This window comes from Amycolatopsis sp. WAC 04182 (genome assembly GCF_003947465.1).
Lineage (GTDB): Bacteria > Actinomycetota > Actinomycetes > Mycobacteriales > Pseudonocardiaceae > Amycolatopsis.
On the sequence record NZ_QHJJ01000005.1, the window covers coordinates 194,408 to 213,500 of the forward strand.

At 69.6% G+C, this 19,093-nt stretch carries 18 protein-coding genes; 12 read left to right on the plus strand and 6 right to left on the minus strand.

Annotated features, from left to right (window positions below):
• Positions 1 to 251 precede the first annotated feature (251 nt).
• Positions 252 to 824 (plus strand): sigma-70 family RNA polymerase sigma factor, encoded by a 573-nt coding sequence (locus DMH01_RS26870; protein ID WP_026467317.1) that lies wholly within the window; start codon positions 252 to 254, stop codon positions 822 to 824.
• Positions 825 to 1,769, plus strand: coding sequence for an anti-sigma-D factor RsdA (locus tag DMH01_RS26875; protein ID WP_199745639.1), 945 nt, complete (start codon positions 825 to 827; stop codon positions 1,767 to 1,769).
• 73 nt (positions 1,770 to 1,842) lie between these two features.
• Here DMH01_RS26875 and DMH01_RS26880 read toward each other — a convergent pair whose 3' ends face one another.
• Positions 1,843 to 2,229, minus strand: a complete 387-nt coding sequence (locus DMH01_RS26880; protein ID WP_005166667.1) for a DUF5319 domain-containing protein — start codon at positions 2,227 to 2,229, stop codon at positions 1,843 to 1,845.
• 135 nt (positions 2,230 to 2,364) lie between these two features.
• Between DMH01_RS26880 and guaB the strand changes: the two genes are divergently transcribed.
• The 3 genes from guaB (at position 2,365) to DMH01_RS26895 (ending at position 5,722) form a co-directional block, all read left to right on the plus strand.
• The gene (gene guaB / locus DMH01_RS26885; protein WP_125680005.1) at positions 2,365 to 3,876 is read left to right on the plus strand and encodes an IMP dehydrogenase; all 1,512 of its coding nucleotides are present in this window, start codon (positions 2,365 to 2,367) and stop codon (positions 3,874 to 3,876) included.
• A gap of 80 nt (positions 3,877 to 3,956) precedes the next feature.
• On the plus strand, positions 3,957 to 4,427 hold the full coding sequence (locus tag DMH01_RS26890) for a DUF3574 domain-containing protein (protein WP_125680006.1): 471 nt from the start codon (positions 3,957 to 3,959) through the stop codon (positions 4,425 to 4,427).
• Between the two features lie 161 nt (positions 4,428 to 4,588).
• The gene (locus DMH01_RS26895) at positions 4,589 to 5,722 is read left to right on the plus strand and encodes a GuaB3 family IMP dehydrogenase-related protein (RefSeq protein ID WP_037314848.1); all 1,134 of its coding nucleotides are present in this window, start codon (positions 4,589 to 4,591) and stop codon (positions 5,720 to 5,722) included.
• Between the two features lie 33 nt (positions 5,723 to 5,755).
• On the opposite strand, the gene DMH01_RS26900 is transcribed toward DMH01_RS26895, so the two are convergent.
• Positions 5,756 to 6,151: a hypothetical protein gene (locus tag DMH01_RS26900; RefSeq protein WP_233621677.1), complete on the minus strand. Its 396-nt coding sequence runs from the start codon at positions 6,149 to 6,151 to the stop codon at positions 5,756 to 5,758.
• Between the two features lie 102 nt (positions 6,152 to 6,253).
• Here DMH01_RS26900 and DMH01_RS26905 point away from each other — a divergent pair, with 102 nt between their 5' ends.
• Together DMH01_RS26905 and DMH01_RS26910 are read left to right on the plus strand one after the other, a co-directional pair.
• Positions 6,254 to 7,960 (plus strand): GMC oxidoreductase, encoded by a 1,707-nt coding sequence (locus tag DMH01_RS26905; protein WP_125680007.1) that lies wholly within the window; start codon positions 6,254 to 6,256, stop codon positions 7,958 to 7,960.
• Between the two features lie 9 nt (positions 7,961 to 7,969).
• Positions 7,970 to 8,692: a maleylpyruvate isomerase N-terminal domain-containing protein gene (locus tag DMH01_RS26910; RefSeq protein ID WP_125680008.1), complete on the plus strand. Its 723-nt coding sequence runs from the start codon at positions 7,970 to 7,972 to the stop codon at positions 8,690 to 8,692.
• Positions 8,693 to 8,716: 24 nt separating this feature from the next.
• On the opposite strand, the gene DMH01_RS26915 is transcribed toward DMH01_RS26910, so the two are convergent.
• Entirely contained in the window at positions 8,717 to 9,700 is a 984-nt protein-coding gene (locus DMH01_RS26915) for an ABC transporter substrate-binding protein (protein WP_199745640.1), read from the minus strand.
• A 119-nt stretch (positions 9,701 to 9,819) separates the two neighbouring features.
• On the opposite strand from DMH01_RS26915, the gene DMH01_RS26920 reads away from it, so the two are divergent.
• The 4 genes from DMH01_RS26920 to DMH01_RS26935 are packed head-to-tail and all read left to right on the plus strand — an operon-like array spanning position 9,820 to position 14,084.
• The gene (locus DMH01_RS26920) at positions 9,820 to 10,761 is read left to right on the plus strand and encodes a FecCD family ABC transporter permease (RefSeq protein ID WP_370323555.1); all 942 of its coding nucleotides are present in this window, start codon (positions 9,820 to 9,822) and stop codon (positions 10,759 to 10,761) included.
• Complete coding sequence (locus DMH01_RS26925) at positions 10,758 to 11,816, plus strand: iron chelate uptake ABC transporter family permease subunit (RefSeq protein ID WP_125680010.1); 1,059 nt, start codon at positions 10,758 to 10,760, stop codon at positions 11,814 to 11,816. The genes DMH01_RS26920 and DMH01_RS26925 overlap by 4 nt, the downstream gene beginning before the upstream one ends.
• On the plus strand, positions 11,813 to 12,607 hold the full coding sequence (locus DMH01_RS26930; RefSeq protein WP_125680011.1) for an ABC transporter ATP-binding protein: 795 nt from the start codon (positions 11,813 to 11,815) through the stop codon (positions 12,605 to 12,607). Before DMH01_RS26925 ends, DMH01_RS26930 begins: the two co-directional genes overlap by 4 nt.
• A gap of 37 nt (positions 12,608 to 12,644) precedes the next feature.
• Positions 12,645 to 14,084 (plus strand): FAD-binding oxidoreductase, encoded by a 1,440-nt coding sequence (locus tag DMH01_RS26935; protein ID WP_233621678.1) that lies wholly within the window; start codon positions 12,645 to 12,647, stop codon positions 14,082 to 14,084.
• Here the strand turns inward: DMH01_RS26935 and DMH01_RS26940 are convergent.
• From DMH01_RS26940 to DMH01_RS26950, 3 genes are all read right to left on the minus strand, one after another.
• Positions 14,081 to 15,526, minus strand: a complete 1,446-nt coding sequence (locus DMH01_RS26940) for an aldehyde dehydrogenase family protein (RefSeq protein ID WP_125680012.1) — start codon at positions 15,524 to 15,526, stop codon at positions 14,081 to 14,083. The genes DMH01_RS26935 and DMH01_RS26940 overlap by 4 nt on opposite strands.
• 18 nt (positions 15,527 to 15,544) lie before the next feature.
• Positions 15,545 to 16,579, minus strand: a complete 1,035-nt coding sequence (locus DMH01_RS26945; RefSeq protein WP_125680013.1) for a zinc-dependent alcohol dehydrogenase family protein — start codon at positions 16,577 to 16,579, stop codon at positions 15,545 to 15,547.
• Positions 16,580 to 16,670: 91 nt separating this feature from the next.
• Positions 16,671 to 17,201, minus strand: coding sequence for a DinB family protein (locus tag DMH01_RS26950; RefSeq protein WP_125680014.1), 531 nt, complete (start codon positions 17,199 to 17,201; stop codon positions 16,671 to 16,673).
• A gap of 126 nt (positions 17,202 to 17,327) precedes the next feature.
• On the opposite strand from DMH01_RS26950, the gene guaA reads away from it, so the two are divergent.
• A complete protein-coding gene (gene guaA / locus DMH01_RS26955) occupies positions 17,328 to 18,884 on the plus strand; it encodes a glutamine-hydrolyzing GMP synthase (protein ID WP_016331177.1) in 1,557 nt (518 codons plus the stop codon).
• The last annotated feature ends 209 nt before the right edge of the window (positions 18,885 to 19,093 follow it).

Below are 19,093 nucleotides of genomic sequence, written 5' to 3' on the forward strand. Positions count from 1 at the left end.
CGAGCGAGTCCGCCTCCGGGTGGACCGTCGTACCCCACTGTGTCCCGGCTCGTTGAAAGTTCGACCACGAGCGAAAGGGACCAGGAAGATCCGGGTTCAGCGTGCTCGCCGTCAGGGCGGCGCGCCGATGACGGCCGTCAACGAAGGCGGCGAGCCCGAGCGGTACGGTAGCTGTCACCGGGTAGTGGATTCCGAAGTCACACGCCGGACTCTTTGCACGCCTATACGTAACACTGGGACTGTTGTCTGCGATGGCCAATGTGGGGGACGGACTGGATGAGCCGGTCGCCGCTGCTGTTGAGGGTGATCCTCAAGCGGTCGAGCGGTTGCTGGCGGCCATCCGTCCTTTGGTAGTGCGGTACTGCCGCGCTCGGGTTGGCAGGCAGGAGCGTTCGTTCGCTTCCGCAGACGACGTTGCTCAGGAGGTGTGTCTCGCGGTGCTCACGGCATTGCCTTCGTACCGTGATCAGGGCCGCCCGTTCCTGGCCTTCGTCTACGGGATCGCCCAGCACAAGGTGGCCGACGCGCATCGCGCCGCGGCCCGCAACCGCGCCGAACCGGTCGCCGAAGTCCCCGACGAGGTCGAGGGCGGCGTCGGCCCCGAGCAGCGTGCCCTCCAGGGCGAGCTGAACGAGCGCATGTCGCAGTTGTTGCGCGTCCTTCCCGACAAACAGCGTGAGATCGTGGTCCTGCGAGTCGTCGTGGGATTGTCCGCCGAGGAGACCGCCGAGGCCGTGGGGTCCACGCCCGGCGCCGTCCGGGTGGCCCAGCATCGCGCCCTCGCGCGCCTACGTAAGGTTCTGGCCGCTGAGGAGGTGATCTGAGTGACCGATCGCGACCATCGGTTCTCCCCTGAGACCGATCGTGAACTGACGGCCTTCGAAAGAGGGCTGACGCCCTCGGAGGCCGAGTTCGCCGCGGATCTGTCGGCCGTCCAGGCCGACGACGCGCTGCTCGACGCCCTCGGCGGCTCGGACCCCAAGATGGCCGACGACCTCGGCGATCAGGAGCTCAACGCGCTGCTGCTGGCCTGGCGGCGTGACATCGACAGCGAACCGCTCGCGGAACTCGTCGACGTCGACACCGCCGTCGTCACCGTGAAGACCGCCGCGCTCGCCCGCAAACACGGGGGAAGACGCCGGCTGCTGGTCCCGGTGGCCGCCGCCGCGGCCGTCCTGGCCATCGCCTTCGCCGGTACCGGTCTCGCCGCGAAGGACGCGCAGCCTGGTGACACGCTCTGGGGCCTGACCAAGGTGCTTTACGCAGACCACGCCCGGTCGGTCGAGGCCGCCGCGGCGGCCAAAATCGATCTCGAGAAGGCGAACCTCGCGCTCGCCGGCGGGCGCCTCGACGATGCGCGCAAGGCGCTCGACGAGGCCCAGGCCGCGCTGAGCCAGGTGACCGATGAAGAGAACCGCGATCAACTGCTCGAACAGCACCGCCAGTTGAGTGCTCAGCTGCAGAATCCTGGCCAGCAGCCCTTGCCGCCGGATCAGCAGTCGTCGTCGCAGACTCCGGTCGCGACCACCCCTCCGCCCAGTCCGCAGCCGACCGCACCGCCGACGTCGCTGCCCGGAGGCGGCAACCCCGGCACGAGTCTGCCGGGCACCACGACTCCCTCGCCGACTCCGCCGACCACGACCAGCGAGCCGCCACCGCCCACGACGTCCACGACGCCACCGGCCTCGGGCAACGACCCCGGTGGCTCGCGGAACGAGCCGACGCCGGGTGCCGGAGCGCAGGCACCCGCCGCGGGCGAGACGACGTAGCACCCCGAAAACGCCGAAGGGCCTGGTGAGATCTCTCTCACCAGGCCCTTCGCCTTTAGCGGGCTAAACGCGATCAGTAGGCGCTTTCGTTGGCCGTGACACCGTCCGCGAACCCGCGGCAGTAGTCCCAGCTCACGTAGTCACCCGGGTTCGGGTCGAACGCGGGCTCGTGCGGCCGCATACGGCCGTCGGCGAGCAGCTGCTCGAGACTGGCGCGCAGCAGATGCCAGTCGTGGTAGTGGGGTTCGTCGCATTCACCGCAGTCGACCACGATCCCGCGCACTCCGCGCGGTTCGAGGAGCGCCTGGTAGACGGCGAGATCCGAGAGGTCGGCCAGCAGCTCGGTGCGTTCTTCGTCGCTGATCGGCTCGTCGAGCCGGTCGGCGTCGTCGATGAACGCGCGGGCCGGGTCGTCCGGGTCATCCGCGAACGGGTCTGGGGGCAACGCATCTTGCGGCACGCCTGCACGCTACCGGGCGCCCACCCGGGCCGGGCGGCCGCCCGGCCCGGATATCATGAGGGGCAGGCCCTCGCCGTGATGCCACCAGCCACGGCGGCCCCCATTAGTCACCGCTAGGAAGGCCGTTCGCCTGCTATGACCAGCGACAGCGTCACCGCCCCCGTCCCGAGCAAGTTCGCCATGCTCGGGCTGACCTTCGACGACGTGCTGCTGCTGCCGGCCGAGTCCGACGTGGTGCCCAGTGCGGTCAGCACCCGCACCCGGCTCTCCCGCAACGTCACCCTGAACATCCCGCTGGTCTCCGCCGCCATGGACACGGTCACCGAAGGCCGGATGGCGATCGCGATGGCGCGCCAGGGCGGAATGGGCGTGCTGCAGCGCAACCTGCCGATCGACGACCAGGCCGCCGCCGTCGAGGTCGTGAAGCGCTCCGAGGCGGGAATGGTGACCGACCCGGTCACGTGCTCGCCCGAGGACACCCTCGCCGAGGTCGACGCGCTGTGCGCGCGGTTCCGCATCTCCGGTGTGCCGGTGACCGACGCCGCCGGAAGCCTGGTGGGCATCATCACCAACCGCGACATGCGGTTCGAGGTCGACCACACCCGCCCTGTGCACGAGGTGATGACGAAGCCGCCGCTGGTCACCGCGCAGGTCGGGGTCACCGCGGAGGCCGCGCTCGGCCTGCTGCGCCGCCACAAGATCGAGAAGCTGCCGATCGTCGACGGCGCAGGCAAGCTGCGCGGGCTGATCACGGTCAAGGACTTCGTCAAGACCGAGCAGTACCCGAACGCCTCCAAGGACACCAACGGCCGCCTGATCGTCGGTGCCGCCGTCGGCGTCGGCCCGGACGGGCACAAGCGCGCGATGGCGCTGGCCGACGCCGGGGTCGACGTGCTGATGGTCGACACCGCGCACGGGCACTCCCGCGCCGTTGTCGAGACCGTCGCGCTGCTGAAGAAGGAACTGGGCGACACCGTCGACATCGTCGGCGGCAACGTCGCGACCAGGGCCGGCGCGCAGGCGCTGGTGGACGCGGGCGCGGACGGGATCAAGGTCGGTGTCGGCCCGGGCTCCATCTGCACCACCCGCATCGTCGCCGGGGTCGGCGTGCCGCAGATCTCCGCGATCTACGAGGCCGACCAGGCGGCGCGCCCGGCCGGGATCCCGGTGATCGGCGACGGCGGCATCCAGTACTCGGGCGACATCGCGAAGGCGATCGCGTCCGGCGCGTCCACGGTGATGCTCGGCAGCCTGCTGGCGGGCACCGCCGAATCGCCTGGCGACCTGATCCTGGTCAACGGCAAGCAGTTCAAGACCTACCGCGGGATGGGCTCGCTGGGCGCCATGCAGTCGCGCGGCCAGGCGAAGTCCTACTCGAAGGACCGCTACGCCCAGGACGACGTGCTGAGCGAGGACAAGCTGGTTCCCGAGGGCATCGAGGGGCGGATCCCGTTCCGCGGGCCGCTCGCGAACGTCGTCCACCAGCTGGTGGGCGGGCTGCGGTCGGGCATGGGCTACGCGGGCGCGTCGACGATCCCCGAGCTGCAGGAGGCGCAGCTGGTGCGAATCACCGCGGCCGGGCTCAAGGAGAGCCACCCGCACGACATCACGATGACCGTCGAGGCGCCGAACTACACCACCCGTTAGTCCGCCCCTTAGGACACTTACCCATCCGGTTCCGTTCCCGGGAGACTTGGCTCGCTGATCAAGTCTCCTGGGAGGAACCGATGTCTTTCACGTCGCGCCGGACCGCTCTGGCCGTCTTCGCCGCCGCGGCTCTCGGGCTCGGCGGCGGGGTGGCCGCTTCCGCGGTCCCCACCGCTTCCGCCGCACCGTCCACGCCCGAGGCCGCCGCTTTCCAGGCGTCGCCGGGTGAGGTGTGGAAGCGGACCGAGCTGTACTTCGGGACCACGAAGCCGGGTGGCGGGGAGCTGACCGACGCCGAGTTCGCCGCGTTCACCGACAAGGTCGTCACGCCGAGGTTCCCGGACGGGTTCACCGAGCTGACCGGACGCGGCCAGTGGCGCGGTTCGGACGGCGTGATCTCGCGGGAGAAGTCGAAGGTGATCGTCGTCGTTTATCCGTTCAGCGACCGCGACGCGAACCGCGAGATCGAAGAGATCCGGACCGACTACAAGAAGACCTTCGAGCAGGAATCCGTCCTCCGGACCGACTCCGTGGAGAAGGTCTCCTTCTGACCCCGCGACCGCCGGAGCGCCTTTAGCGGGCTAAACGCGAAACGGGTGGGGCGCACGGGGCTGGTGTGACTTCCGGCCCGGTTCGGGTGCCCCGTGCGCAGGTCACCCACGCGGCCTAGCGACAATGGGGTGTAACGGTCGTCGGTGAGAAGGGACTTGACGTGCGGGATCTGGTCGAGATCGGCATGGGCCGCACCGCGCGGCGGGCGTATGACCTCGATGACGTGGAGATCGTGCCGTCGCGGCGCACCCGGTCGTCTTCGGTCGTGTCCACCGCCTGGCAGATCGACGCGTACCGGTTCGAGCTGCCGCTGGTCACCCACCCCACCGACGCCATCGTGTCGCCGGGAACCGCGGTGGCCGTCGGCGAGCTCGGCGGGCTGGGCGTCCTCAACGCCGAAGGGCTGTGGGCGCGGCACCCGAACGTCGAGGACGCGATCTTCCGCCTCGTCCGGGCGGCCGAGGACACCGAGGACCCGACCGCGATCGTGCGTGAGCTGCAGGAACTGCACTCCGCCCCGATCCGGCTGGACCTGCTGACCGAGGCGATCAAGACCGTCCGCGAGTCCGGGGTCACCGTGGCCGCGCGGGTCAGCCCGCAGCACGCCGCCGAGCTGACGCCGGACCTGCTCGCGGCGGGCGTCGAGATCCTCGTCGTGCAGGGCACGATCATCTCCGCCGAGCACGTCCAGCGGGATGCCGAGCCGCTGGACCTGAAGGACTTCATCGGACGGCTCGACGTCCCGGTGATCGCGGGCGGCGTCAGCGACTACCGCACGGCGATGCACCTGATGCGCACCGGCGCGGCCGGCGTCATCGTCGGCCACGGGGCCAGCCGCGGCGTGACGAGCACCGACAGCGTGCTCGGGATCGGGACGCCGATGGCGACCGCGATCGTCGACGCCGCCGCCGCGCGGCGCGACTACCTCGACGAGACCGGCGGCCGGTACGTCCACGTGCTCGCCGACGGCGGGATGAGCGTGTCCGGTGACATCGCCAAGGCCATCGCGTGCGGTGCCGACGCGGTCATGCTGGGCGCGCCGCTGGCCGCCGCCTCCGAGGCGCCGGGGCAGGGGCTGTACTGGACGTCGGCGGCCGCGCACCCGTCGCTGCCGCGTTCGCGCGTGGCGCTGGGACCGGACTACGCCGTCGACCTGAAGACGCTACTCTTCGGGCCGTCCTCGGACGCCGAGGGCGTCGTGAACCTCTTCGGCGCGCTTCGCCGCGCGATGGCGAAGACGGGCTACTCGGACCTGAAGGAGTTCCAGCGGGTCGGCCTGACCGTCCGCCGCTGACGCTCGCTCCCGGCCCGGATCGCGTTTAGCCCGCTAAACGCGATCCGGCGGCCGGGGGCGGTAGCGGGCCGAGCCGAGGGCCCGGGCGATCTTTCGCTGAAGGTCCCGCAGGATCGGGAGGGTTTCGTCGTCCGCGAAGCCCGTGGTGATCGACCAGTCCATCCCGGAGCCGAAGACGTCGCTGGCGAACACGATCTCGGTGGCCACGAGGGTCCTGCGCCAGTCCGAGGCGCGTAGCGGCTCTTCGTCGGCCAGCGCCGCACGCAACCTTCGCGCTTGCTCGAAGAGGTCGGGCACGTCCCTGAAGCCCATCGCGACGGCGAGGGCGTCGGTGCACGCGGCCGGTCCACCCCATTCCGCCAGGCCACAGCGCAGAACCGTGCGCTCGTCACGCGTCAGGTCGATCGCCACCCGGGCATCCGTATCCACCGGTCGATGATGCCCCAGCCGCGTTCGTACATCCGGCTGGAAGGTAACCGGCGAGTAACTTACCTCTGGTCAGAAGGGGTGGCCGGGGTTACAGTCGAGGGTGTGACTGCGAGTAACACCACCACTGAAGACGACTTCGACTACGACGTGATCGTCGTCGGCTCCGGGTTCGGCGGCAGTGTCGCCGCCCTCCGCCTGACCGAGAAGGGCTACCGCGTCGCCGTCATCGAGGCGGGCCGCCGCTTCGCCGACGACGAGTTCGCGAAGACGTCCTGGGACCTTCGCCGCTACGTCTGGGCGCCTCAGGTCGGCTGCTTCGGCATCCAGCGCATCCACATGCTCAAGGACGTCATGGTGCTCGCCGGCGCGGGCGTCGGTGGCGGCTCGCTGGTCTACGCGAACACGCTGTACCGGCCGTTGAGGCCGTTCTACGTCGACCCGCAGTGGTCCCACATCACCGACTGGGAGTCCGAGCTCGGCCCGCACTACGACCAGGCCAGCCGCATGCTGGGTGTCGTCACCAACCCCAGCGTGACGCCGTCGGACGTGGTCATGAAGGGCGTCGCCGAGGACATGGGCGTCGCGGACTCGTATCACCCGACGCCCGTCGGCGTGTACTTCGGCAAGCCGGGGGAGCGCGCCGAGGATCCGTACTTCGGCGGCGCGGGCCCGGCGCGCACCGGCTGCACCGAATGCGGCTCCTGTATGACCGGCTGCCGCGTCGGCGCCAAGAACACGCTGGTCAAGAACTACCTGTACCTCGCGGAGAAGGACGGCGCGAAGGTCATCCCGCTCACCACCGTGAGCGCGATTAGCCCGCTAAACGCAGGTGGGTACGAGGTGAGCATCAAGAAGACCGGGACCACCTCGCGCAGGTTCCGGCATAAGCTCACGGCCGCGCAGGTGGTGCTCGCCGCCGGTACGTGGGGCACGCAGAACCTGCTCCACAGCATGCGCGACACGGCCAAGTTGCCGAAGCTCTCGCCGCGTCTCGGCGAACTGACCCGCACGAACTCCGAGGCCATCATCGGCGCCGCCCGGACCTCGGTCGACGAGGAGCGGAACTTCAGCCGCGGCGTCGCGATCACGTCGTCGATCCACCCCGACGAGAACACGCATATCGAGCCCGTCCGCTACGGCAAGGGCAGCAACGCGATGAGCCTGCTCCAGACCATCGCCACCGAAGGCGATTCGGCGGTCCCGCGCTGGCGCCAGGCCGTGAACTTCATGCTCAAGCACCCGGTCCAGACGGTGAAGCTGCTCAACGGCTACCGCTGGAGCGAGCGCACGGTGATCCTGCTGGTGATGCAGAGCCTCGACAACTCCATCACCACGTACACCAAACGCGGGCTCTTCGGCCGCCGCAAATACACGTCGAAGCAGGGCCACGGCGAGCCGAATCCGAGCTTCATCCCCGCCGGGCACGAGGCCAACCTCCGCACCGCCGAGCGTATCGGCGGTATGGCGGGCGGCACCTGGGGCGAGATCTTCGACATCCCGCTCACGGCGCATTTCATCGGCGGTGCCCCGATCGGCACGGCGCCCGACAACGGCGTGATCGACCCGTACCACCGGGTGTTCAACTATCCGGGATTGTCCATTGTGGATGGTTCGGCGATCACGGCCAACCTCGGCGTGAACCCCTCGCTGACCATCACCGCGCAGGCGGAGCGGGCCTTCTCGTTCTGGCCGAACAAGGGCGAACAGGACAGCAGGCCGTCACAGGACTCGCCGTACGCGCGGCTCGAACCGATCGCGCCGAAGAATCCGGCCGTTCCGGCGGACGCGCCCGCGGCGCTTCGGCGGTAACTTGGGGAGGTGACAGCCTCCGAACGCGCACACGCGCTGCTGAACCGCGTCCGCGACCTGCACGACGAGTGGGAGCGCGTCGTGCGCGGGCTCGACGAGGAGACCGTGCACGGCCCCAGCGCGCTGCCCGGCTGGACGCGAGCGCATCTGCTGTCCCACCTCGCGCGGAACGCCGACGGCCTGGTCAACCTGCTCACCTGGGCGAAATCGGGTGTCGAGACGCCGATGTACGCCGGCGAGACGGCCAGGGACCACGACATCGAGAAGGGCGCGTACCGGTCCGTCGAGGAGATCGCCGAGGACGTCATCGGCTCCGCCGCGCGCTTGGTCGAGGTCGCGGAGAGCCTGCCGGACGACGCGTGGTGGGTCCGGGTGCGAGCCAGGCACGGCCGTGACATCCCGGCGGAGTTCGTACTCTGGCTCCGGCTCTCCGAGACTTCGATCCATCTCGCCGATCTCGATCTCGGCTACGACTTCGCCCGCGTCGCCGATCTTCTCGGCGACGAGTTCCACACCGTCGTCGGCAACGCCATCGGGATGTACGGCGGCGCGCTGCCCGCTGTGCTCCTGGTCGCCGCCGAAGACAACGGGTACCGCCGCGAGTGGCGGCTGAGCGAAGGGTATCTGACGACGCTGACCGGGACTCGCGGTGAGGTCTTGGCCTGGGTCACCGGCCGCAGCGATGGATCCTCTTTGGACGGTGACGCGCCGACGCTGCCGCGCTGGCTGTGACGACACCGTCCAAAGAGGACATGATCAGCTCCGGAACGAGTCCACGCCGAACTGCTTGGCGAGGTCGTCGAGCATGGCGTGCGCACCCTGCAGGCTCACCGATGTGAACCACGTGGTGTCGTTGACGTCGATCTTCTTTCCCTTGAGAGTTCCCCAAAGCGGGTTCGACTGGAACTTCGTCATGGGATTTTCGGCCTGCTTGGTCTCATCGGTGTAGCTGGCGATGAAGATCGCCTCGGCGTCGAGCTTCCCGATCTCCTCCTGGCTCAGGTCGTTGGAGATCTTCGTCTTGTTGTCCGGCTGGCCCGCGGGACGCTGGAGCCCGGCGTCGGCCATCACGGTCCCGGGGAACGACGCGCTGCTGTAGAGCCGCACCGTCGGCTCGCCCTCGATGAAGCGGACCACGGAGACGGCCGCGGGCTTGCCGAGCTTCGCCTTGATCGCGTCGCCGACCTTGCGGGCCCGCTCCTCGTAGGACTTGATCTTCTGCTCTGCCAACGCTTCCTTGCCCAGTGCCTTGCCGAGCATCCGGATGTTGTCCTTCCAGGTGGCACCGGTGGTCTGGCTGAACACCGTGGGTGCGACCTTGCTGAACTCCGCGTAGAACTTCTCGTGGCGCACCTTCGCGGACACGATCAGATCCGGCTTGATGTCGTACAGCTGCTCGATGTCCGGGCTCTCGAGCGCGCCGATCTCCTTGGCGCCCTCGGCGTACTTGCGGTCGTCGCCCAGGTAGTCCGGCAGCTTGTCGTAGTTGCGATATTTGGTGTACGCCACCAGTTTCGTCTCGAGCGCCAGCGTGGCATCGACGTAGCTGGAGTCGAGCGCGGCGACGGTGGCGGGCTGCTTCTCGATCTGGGCGGACCCCATCACGTGTTCGACGGTGCGCGGGAATCCATTTTGGCCGGTGCCGGGGGAAGCGGATTCCTGTTCACCGCCACCGCATGCGGAGAGTGCCAGGCAGGCTGTCACGGCGAGGGCGAGGACTGCGCGCCGGGGTCGGGTCATGGGTCACTCTTTCTGTGCGGTTAGGCTTTCCTAACCGGAGCATAGGATGGCGGATGTCCACAGTGGAAGTTCGTGTTGGAAAGGCGACAGTAGGCGCTCTGCTCGTCACCCTTCTGGCTGTGATCTGCGTCGCGAGCATCGCCCTGGGTGCGCGTTCGATTCCTTTGGGTGTCGTGTGGGACGCGATCTTCCATCCCACGGGCGTGCCGGACCACCTGATCGTCCGTTCGTTGCGGGTGCCGCGCACGCTGCTCGGTGTCCTCGCGGGGCTCGCGCTCGGCGCGGCCGGGGCGCTCATGCAGGGCCACACCCGCAATCCGCTCGCGGATCCCGGCCTGCTCGGCGTCACGCAGGGCGCGGCGTTCGCGGTGGTGCTCGCCGTCGTCGTGCTCGGCATCGACGACCTGTACGCGTTCATCTGGTTCGGTTTCGCCGGTGCCCTCGTCGCGAGTGCGGTGGTGTTCCTGCTCGGCGCGGTCGGCGGCCGCGGCGCCACGCCGGTGACGCTCGCGCTGGCCGGAGCCGCGGTGAGCGCCCTGCTCAACGGCGTCATCTCCGCGATCGTGCTCGGCGACGACCGGGGGATGGAGACCTACCGGTTCTGGCACGTCGGTTCGATCGCGGGCCGGGATCCCGCGATGATCGGCCAGATCGCCCCGTTCGTGGCCGCCGGCCTGCTCCTCGCGGTCATCAACACCCCGGGGATGAACACGCTCGCGCTCGGTGACGATGTCGCCGTCGCGCTCGGACGGCGGGTGGGGCGCACGCGGCTGCTGGGGGTGGCCGCGATCACGCTGCTGACCGGCGCCGCCGTCGCCGCCTGCGGCCCGATCGCGTTCCTCGGTCTGCTGGTCCCGCATTTCGCGCGGGCGATCAGCGGCCCCGACTACCGGTGGCTGGTGCCGTTCTCGGCCGTGCTCGGCGCGATCCTGCTGCTGGCGGCGGACCTGCTCGGCCGCGTCCTCGCCTCGGACAACCTGGAGGTCGGCATCATGCTGGCGGTGCTCGGCGTGCCGGTGTTCGTCCACCTCGTCCGCAAGAAGGGCCTGGCACGGATATGACGGCTCCCAAGGTGATCTCGCTCGGCCCGGCGGCCTGGACCGTCCGGCCGAGGACGCTCGCCGTCGTACTCTTCGCGGCGATCGCGCTGGTGCTGGTCGCGGCGCTGAACATCGGAATCGGCACCTCCCACATCGGCCTCGGCGACGTCCTGAAGACCTTGTTCGGCGGCGGCACCGCGCGGGAACGCGGGATCATCTTCGACCTGCGGATGCCGCGTACCTTGACCGCGATCGGCGTCGGCGCGGCACTCGGGCTGTCCGGCGCGCTGTTTCAGACCATCGCCAGGAATCCGCTGGCCAGCCCGGACATCCTCGGCATCACCTGGGGCGCGGGCGTCGGCGCGGTCGGCGTGATCGTCGCGGGCGGCACCGGCGGCCAGGTCAGCGGCCTGGCGAGCACGCTGGGCGTCCCCCTCGCCGGACTGGCGGGCGGCGTGATCGCGGGAATCCTGCTGTACGCGCTTTCGTGGCGTCGCGGGATCGACGGCTACCGGCTCGTCCTGATCGGCATCGCGCTGTCGGCCGTCGGCTACAACCTCGTCTACTGGATGCTGACCATCGGAGACGTCGACAACGCCGCGCGGGCGACGACGTGGATCGTCGGCAGCCTCGCCGACGTCGGCTGGGAATCGGTCGCCCCGGTCCTGCTCGCGCTCGCCGTCCTCGCGCCGATCACGCTGATCGCCGGGCACACGATCGGCGGCCTGCAGTTCGGCGACGACACCGCGCGTGGCCTCGGTATCCGGGTCGACGCCGCCCGCGCGACCCTGCTGCTGCTCGGCGCGGCCTTGGCCGCCGTCGCCACCGCGGCCGCGGGCCCGATCACCTTCGTGGCGCTGGCCACCCCGCAGATCGCCTTGCGGCTGGTCCGCTCCGCGCAGCCGCCGCTGTTCGGCTCGATGCTCCTCGGCGCCCTGCTGACCGTCGGCGCGGATTTCGTGGTGCGGGTGACGCCGGGCCTGTCCGGGCTCCCGGTCGGCGTGCTGACGGCGATCCTCGGCGCGCCGTACCTGATCTTCCTGTTCATCCGCAGCCGTAAGGAGGAGCGCGCGTGAACGCCAGACTGCGTGCCCGGGAATTGGAACTCGGCTACGGCGAAAAGCCCGTCGTGACCGAGCTGGACCTCGACGTCCTCGACGGGACCGTCACCGCGATCATCGGCCCCAACGGCTGCGGCAAGTCGACCCTGCTGCGCGCGCTGGCGCGGCTGCTCAAGCCGCGCCAGGGCGCGGTGCTGCTCGACGGTGAGCGCATCGACAAGCTGCCGACCCGTGAGGTCGCCAAGATCATCGGCCTGCTGCCGCAGACCCCGTCCGCGCCCGAGGGGCTGACCGTCTCGGATCTGGTCCGCCGGGGGCGGCATCCGCATCAGAGCTGGTACCGGCAGTGGTCTTCCTCCGACGACGAGGCGATCGAGCGGGCGCTGCGGTTGACCGGGATGGAGGAGCACGCGGGCCGGGTCGTCGACCAGCTTTCCGGCGGGCAGCGGCAGCGGGCGTGGATCTCGATGACGCTCGCGCAGGAAACCGGTCTGCTCCTGCTCGACGAGCCGATCACGTATCTCGACCTGGCGCACCAGATCGACGTGCTGGACCTGGTGTACCGGCTGCACGACGAACGCGGGACCACCGTGGTGATGGTGCTGCACGACCTCAATCTCGCCGCGAGGTACGCGGACAAACTGGTCGCGATGCGCGACGGCCGGATCGTCGCGCAGGGCCCGCCCGCCGAGGTGCTCACCGAGCCGCTTCTCGAGGAGATCTTCGGCCTGACGGCGAAGGTCATGGCCGATCCGGTGTCCGGTACGCCGCTGGTCGTGCCGGTGAGCGCACACCTTCGGGGGTAGGGCCGCAACCTGCCCGCCCGCTGGGCGTCTAACGGGCATGGAGAGAAGGGCGTTCCTCAAGCTCGCCGGCGCGACCGTGGCCGGGGCGGCCGCGACGGCGTGTTCCGCCGCCCCTCCCGCGCAGGCGCCCAGCTCGGCTCCAGGCACGTCGTTGCCGCCGAGCACCAGCGTTGCGTCGCCGTCCAGACCACCGGATTGGGCCGCGTTGCGGAAGAAGGTGCCTTTGCTCCTGCCGGGGGATTCCGGTTACGACAACGCCAAACGCGTGTTCAATCCGGCCTTCGACGGCCTCAAACCCGCTGCCATAGCGAAATGCGCCAAGCCTGAAGACGTACAGGCGGCTGTTTCCGCTGCCGCGAGACGGGTTCCTATCGCCGCGCGCAGTGGCGGGCACAGTTACGCCGGTTACTCGGTTCCCGACGGTGGTTTGATGATCGACCTCGGTGGAATGTCCTCAGTGGACGTCCAAGGTGAACAGGTCGTGATCGGCGCGGGCGCTAAACTGAAGGACGTCTACGCGACGCTCGGTGCCGCCGGTCGATGCCTGCCCGCGGGTTCCTGTCCCAGTGTCGGGATCGCCGGGTTGACGCTCGGCGGCGGAATCGGCGTCCTGGCGCGAAAGTACGGTCTCACCTGTGACCATCTGGTGTCGGCGCAGGTCGTCACGGCGGACGGGAAACTTCGGACGGCGTCGGAGGATTCCGAACCCGAATTGTTCTGGGCGTTGCGCGGTGGGGGCGGCGGCAACTTCGGTGCCGTCACGTCGTTCACCTTCCGCACGGATCCGGCACCGTCGGCGGTTTCGGTGTTCTCCTTGCATTTCCCGGCAGGCAGCGCAAACGACGTCCTCGCCGAATGGCAGCGCTGGCTTCCCGAAGCGCCGCCGGAGTTGTGGGCGAACGTCGTGCTGTCCGGCGGGTCTCCGGTCGGCGCGCGGGTTTCCGGTTGCTACGTCGGCGATTCCGCTTCCTTGGGCAAGCTGCTGAACGGATTCCCCGGTGCGACGCGTTCCGTCAAGCAGCTTGACTATCTCGGTGCCATGAAGTACTTCTCCGGCAGTGAGAATCGTCAGTCCTTTGTGGCCTCATCGCGGATTCTGGGCGAACCGGCGGACCCCGCGAAACTGACGTCGATCCTCAAGGGCAGGCGCGGAATGGACCTGCTGGTCGACGGTCTCGGCGGAGCCGTCGCCGACATCGCCCCGGACGCCACGGCGTTCTGGTATCGGAAAGCGCTCGGCAGTGTGCAGATCTACAGTCAGGCCGACGCACGTAACCGTTCCGCGGCAACGGATTCCGTCGCGGAAGTGGTGACGGGGCTCGGGCTGGACGGGGGCTACGTCAACTACATCGACCCCGCCCTGCCCGACTGGATGACGGCCTACTACGGCGGCAACGCCACCCGCCTCAAGCAGGTGGCGAAGACCTACGACCCGGACAAGGTGTTCGGCTTCGCGCAGGCCGTCACCCCGGACTAGAGGTCGATGCCGGTGAAGACGGTGACCCGTTCCTCGGTCAGGTCGTGCATCGCGGGGAGGACGCCTTCCCTGCCGACACCCGATCCCTTGACTCCGCCGTACGGCATCTGGTCCGCGCGGTAGCTCGGGACGTCGCCGATGATCACGCCGCCGACTTCGAGCTCCGTCGACGCGTAGAAGGCGAGATGCACGTCGCGGGTGAACACTCCGGCCTGCAAGCCGTAGGCGGATTCGTTGACCGACGCGAAAGCCTCGTCGACACCATCCACAATAGACACAGCGAGTACCGGCCCGAAGATCTCCTCCGCCCAGGCCTTTGTGGACGGTGGAACGTCGGTGAGCACGGTCGGCTCCACCGTCGCGCCCTCTCGCTTGCCGCCGGTGAGGATCTTCGCGCCCGCGGCGACGGCCTCGTCGATCCAGGCGACGATCCGCTCCGCGGCGGCCTCGTCGACGACCGGGCCCACGTCGGTGTTCTTGTCGTACGGGTCACCGGTTCGCTGTGCCCGCACGGCTTCCACCAAGGCGGGCACGAATTCCTCGGCGACTTCGCGTTCGACGATCACGCGCTGCACGGCGATGCAGGACTGCCCGGCCTGGTAGTTGCCGAAGGTCGCGATGCGCTCCGCGGCACCTTCCGGATCCGGCCAGTCGCGGAGCACGACGGCGGCCGCGTTGCCGCCGAGTTCGAGCACGACGTGCTTACGCGGCGCGGCATCCGCGATCGACCAGCCGACCGGACCCGAACCGGTGAACGACACGACCGGCAGCCGAGGATCGGCGACCAGCGCCGACGTCTCCTCGTTGCCGAGCGGCAGCACCGAGAACGCGCCTTCCGGCAGATCCGTCTCGGCCAGGATCTCGCCGAGGATCAGCGCGGAGAGCGGCGTACGCGGCGCGGGTTTGACGATGATCGGCGCGCCGACCGCGAGCGACGGCGCGACCTTGTGCGCCACCAGGTTCAGCGGGAAGTTGAACGGCGCGATGCCCAGCACCGGGCCGCGCGGGATGCGGCGGGTGAGCGCCAGCCTGCCCTCACCCGCCGGGTCGGTGTCCAGGCGCTGCAGGTCGCCGCTGAACCGGCGGGCTTCTTCGGCCGCGATCCGGAACACCGACACCGCGCGCCGGACCTCGGCTTCGGCCCACTTGAGCGGCTTGCCGTTCTCGGCGGTGATGACCTCGGCGATCTCCTCGGTCCGCCCGGCGAGGACCCGCGAAACGTGGTCGAGCGCCGCGGCGCGGCTGTGCGCCGAGGAACGCCGGAACTCCTTCGCGACGCTCGCCGCCGCGCTCACCGCTCGTTCGACCTGCTCCGGTCCGGGCACCGCGACGGTGGCGACCTCGCTGCCGTCATAAGGGTGATGCACGGTGATCGTCGAAGCGCCCTGCTCGGGGCGTCCGGCGATCCAGGCGGGGCGCGGCTCCGGGGTGATCATGTCCATGGTGACAAGGTATTCCAGTCAGGGTTTGACGAGCACCTTGAGCGCTTCGCGGTCCGCCATCGCGCGGTAACCGTCGGGGACCTCTTCCAGCCCGATGGTCCGGTCGAAGACCTTGCCCGGCTGGTACTTGCCCTCGACGACGTCTTCGAGCAGTTCGGGGATGTAGTGGCGCGCGGGAGCGACGCCGCCGGTGACGGTGATGTTGCGGCGGAAGAGCGCGGGGCCGATCGGGCCCTCCGCGTACTGCGGCACGCCGACGCGGCTGACCGTGCCGCCGGCGCGGACCGCGCCGACGCCCATCTCGAAGGCGGGCTTCGTGCCGACGCATTCGAGGACGGTGTGCGTGCCTTCGCCGTTTGTCAGCTCTCGGACCTTCTCGATGCCTTCGTCGCCGCGCTCGGCTACGACGTCTGTCGCGCCGAACTCGCGGCCGAGGTCCGTGCGGGCCCGGTGGCGGCCCATCAGGATGATGCGCTCGGCTCCGAGGCGCTTCGCCGCGAGGACCGCGGAGAGGCCGACGGCACCGTCACCGATGACAGTGACGGTGGTGCGCTCGTTCACGCCCGCTTTGACCGCCGCGTGGTGACCGGTCGCGAACACGTCGGAGAGCGTGAGGAACGAGGCGAGCAGGTCGTCGTCCTCGGTGTGCGGCAGTTTCACCAGCGTGCCGTCGGCCTGGGGGACGCGGACGGCCTCGCCCTGGCCGGCGTCGACGCCCTTCGCGCCCCAGTTGCCGCCGTGGAGGCAGGAGGTGTGGAGGCCTTCGCGGCAGAACTGGCACGTGTTGTCGGAGTAGACGAAGGGCGCGACGGCCAGGTCTCCCGGCTTGAGCGTGGTGACGTCGGAGCCGACGGCCTCGACGACGCCGAGGAACTCGTGCCCGATCCGGACGCCGCGGTCGCGCGCGGGCATGCTGCCGTACGGCCAGAGGTCGCTGCCGCAGATGCAGGAGCGGACGACGCGGAGGAGGGCGTCGGTCGGTTCGCTCAGCTTCGGGTCCGGGACGGTCTCGACGCGCACGTCACCGGCGCCGTAGATGAGAGTCGCTCGCAAGACGGGTCCTTTCCTCGGCTGGCCCCCCAGTATGGGCGCGTCGCGTTTAGCCCGCTAAACGCGACGCGGGCCGGGGAGCGCGTTTAGCGGGCTAAACGCGACGCGCGTGGAGATCCCGCAGGAGGAGGACCTCGGCGCCGTGGTGGATGGCCTCGCGGTTGATGTGCAGGACGAGCGCCGCGAGCGGGTACTCCGCGTACGGGCCCTCGGCCTCGCCGCAGGGGCGTTCGAGGTCTTCGGCGGTGAGGCCGCGAACACCGTCACGCCAGCGCGCGTAGGCGTCGTCGAGCTGCTTCAGCGCTTCTTTGGCGGAGCCCGCGTAGGGGAAGGTCTGGTAGTCGACGGGCGGGCCGCCGAAATGCGACGCGTTCCGCATCGCGAAGACGCCGATGATGATGTGGGCGAGACGCCACGCGATCGTCGTCACCGGCGGCGGAGACGGCTCCGGATACGCCCAGTCGATCGTGAAAGCGCCGTTCTCTCCCGGCCGGATCGTCCAGCAGTCGTCGACGGGCTCCCAGAGGTATTCGTCGTCGGTGAGGGTGTCCAGCCGGGGCCGAAGATGCTGCGTCCAGTGCCAGTCGAGCTGTTCGGAGAGTTCCTTGCTCCAGTCGATGTCCATGTCCCGGACGTTAGGACGCCTCGCGGTCATCCGCTGTCCTGAATCGTGAGGGGGTTGGCGGCGAGGTGACCCGGCCCACCTGGGACGATGGTGGGGAAGCGTACTGCTCTGATCTGGAGGTTTCAGGTGCCCAGTCCCACCGGTCCGGTACTCGTCGTGGACTTCGGGGCGCAGTACGCGCAACTGATCGCGCGGCGCGTACGTGAGGCGCAGGTCTACTCCGAGGTCGTCCCGCACACCGCCACCGCCGAGGACATCCTCGCCAAGGACCCCGCCGCGATCATCCTTTCCGGTGGTCCTTCCAGCGTGTACGCGGAGAACGCCCCCGCGCTCGCCCCCGGGCTGGTCGACGCGGGCGTGCCGATCCTCGGCATCTGCTACGGCCACCAGGTGCTCGCACAGGCCCTCGGCGGGACGGTCGAGCCGACCGGGATCCGCGAGTTCGGTCGCACCGAGGTTCGCGTCGCCGGTGAAGGCGGCGTGCTGCACGCCGGCCTCCCGAGCAACCAGCCCGCCTGGATGAGCCACAACGACAGCGTCACCAAGGCTCCCGAGGGCGCCACCGTGACCGCTTCGAGTGACGGCGCCGCCGTGGCCGGGTTCGAAGACGTCGAGCGACGCTTCGCCGGCGTCCAGTACCACCCCGAGGTGCACCACTCGCCGCACGGCCAGGAGGTGCTCCGCCGCTTCCTGCACGACATCGCGGGCATCAAGCCGCAGTGGACGACGTCGTCCATCGTCGACGACCAGGTCAAGCGCATCGCCGAGCAGGTCGGCGACGGCCGGGCGATCTGCGGGCTCTCCGGCGGCGTCGACTCCGCCGTGGCCGCCGCGCTGGTCCAGCGGGCCATCGGTGACCGGCTGACCTGCGTGTTCGTCGACCACGGTCTGCTCCGCTCCGGCGAGCGTACCCAGGTCGAGCGCGATTTCGTCGCCGCGACCGGGGTGAACCTGGTGACCGTCGACGCGCGCGACCGGTTCCTCGACGCGCTGGCCGGGGTCACCGATCCCGAGGAGAAGCGCAAGATCATCGGGCGCGAATTCATCCGCGTGTTCGAGCAGGCCGAGCGCGACCTGAAGGCCGAGGGCGACTACAAGTTCCTGGTCCAGGGCACGCTGTACCCGGATGTCGTCGAATCCGGCGGCGGCGAGGGCGCGGCGAACATCAAGAGCCACCACAACGTCGGCGGGCTGCCCGACGACCTGCAGTTCGAGCTCGTCGAGCCGCTGCGCCTGCTGTTCAAGGACGAGGTGCGGCGCGTCGGGCTGGAACTCGGGCTGCCGGAGACGATCGTGCAGCGGCAGCCGTTCCCCGGCCCGGGGCTCGGCATCCGGATCATCGGCGCCGTCGACGCCGAGCGGCTCGAGACGCTGCGCGCGGCGGACGCCATCGCGCGCGAGGAACTCACCGCGGCCGGGCTGGACGGCGAGATCTGGCAGTGCCCGGTGGTGCTGCTGGCCGACGTCCGCAGCGTCGGCGTCCAGGGCGACGGGCGGACCTACGGGCACCCGATCGTGCTGCGGCCGGTGTCGTCCGAGGACGCGATGACCGCGGACTGGACGCGGCTGCCTTACGAGGTCCTGGAGCGGATCTCGACCCGCATCACCAACGAGGTCGCCGAGGTGAACCGAGTGGTCCTGGACGTCACGTCCAAGCCGCCGGGCACCATCGAGTGGGAGTGACCGCCCCGCCACCGACCTGCGTTTAGCCCCCTAATCGCGATCTGTCGCCTCTGGGCACCCGAGGCGACCGGATCGCGATTAGGGGGCTAAACGCGCTCTGGGGTCTCGGGGCACCTGCCGCGGCCCGGATCGCGATCAGCCCGCGAAACGCAGGTCGGCGGCCGTGGGCACCCGGCGCGGCCCGGATCGCGATTAGGGGGCTAAACGCA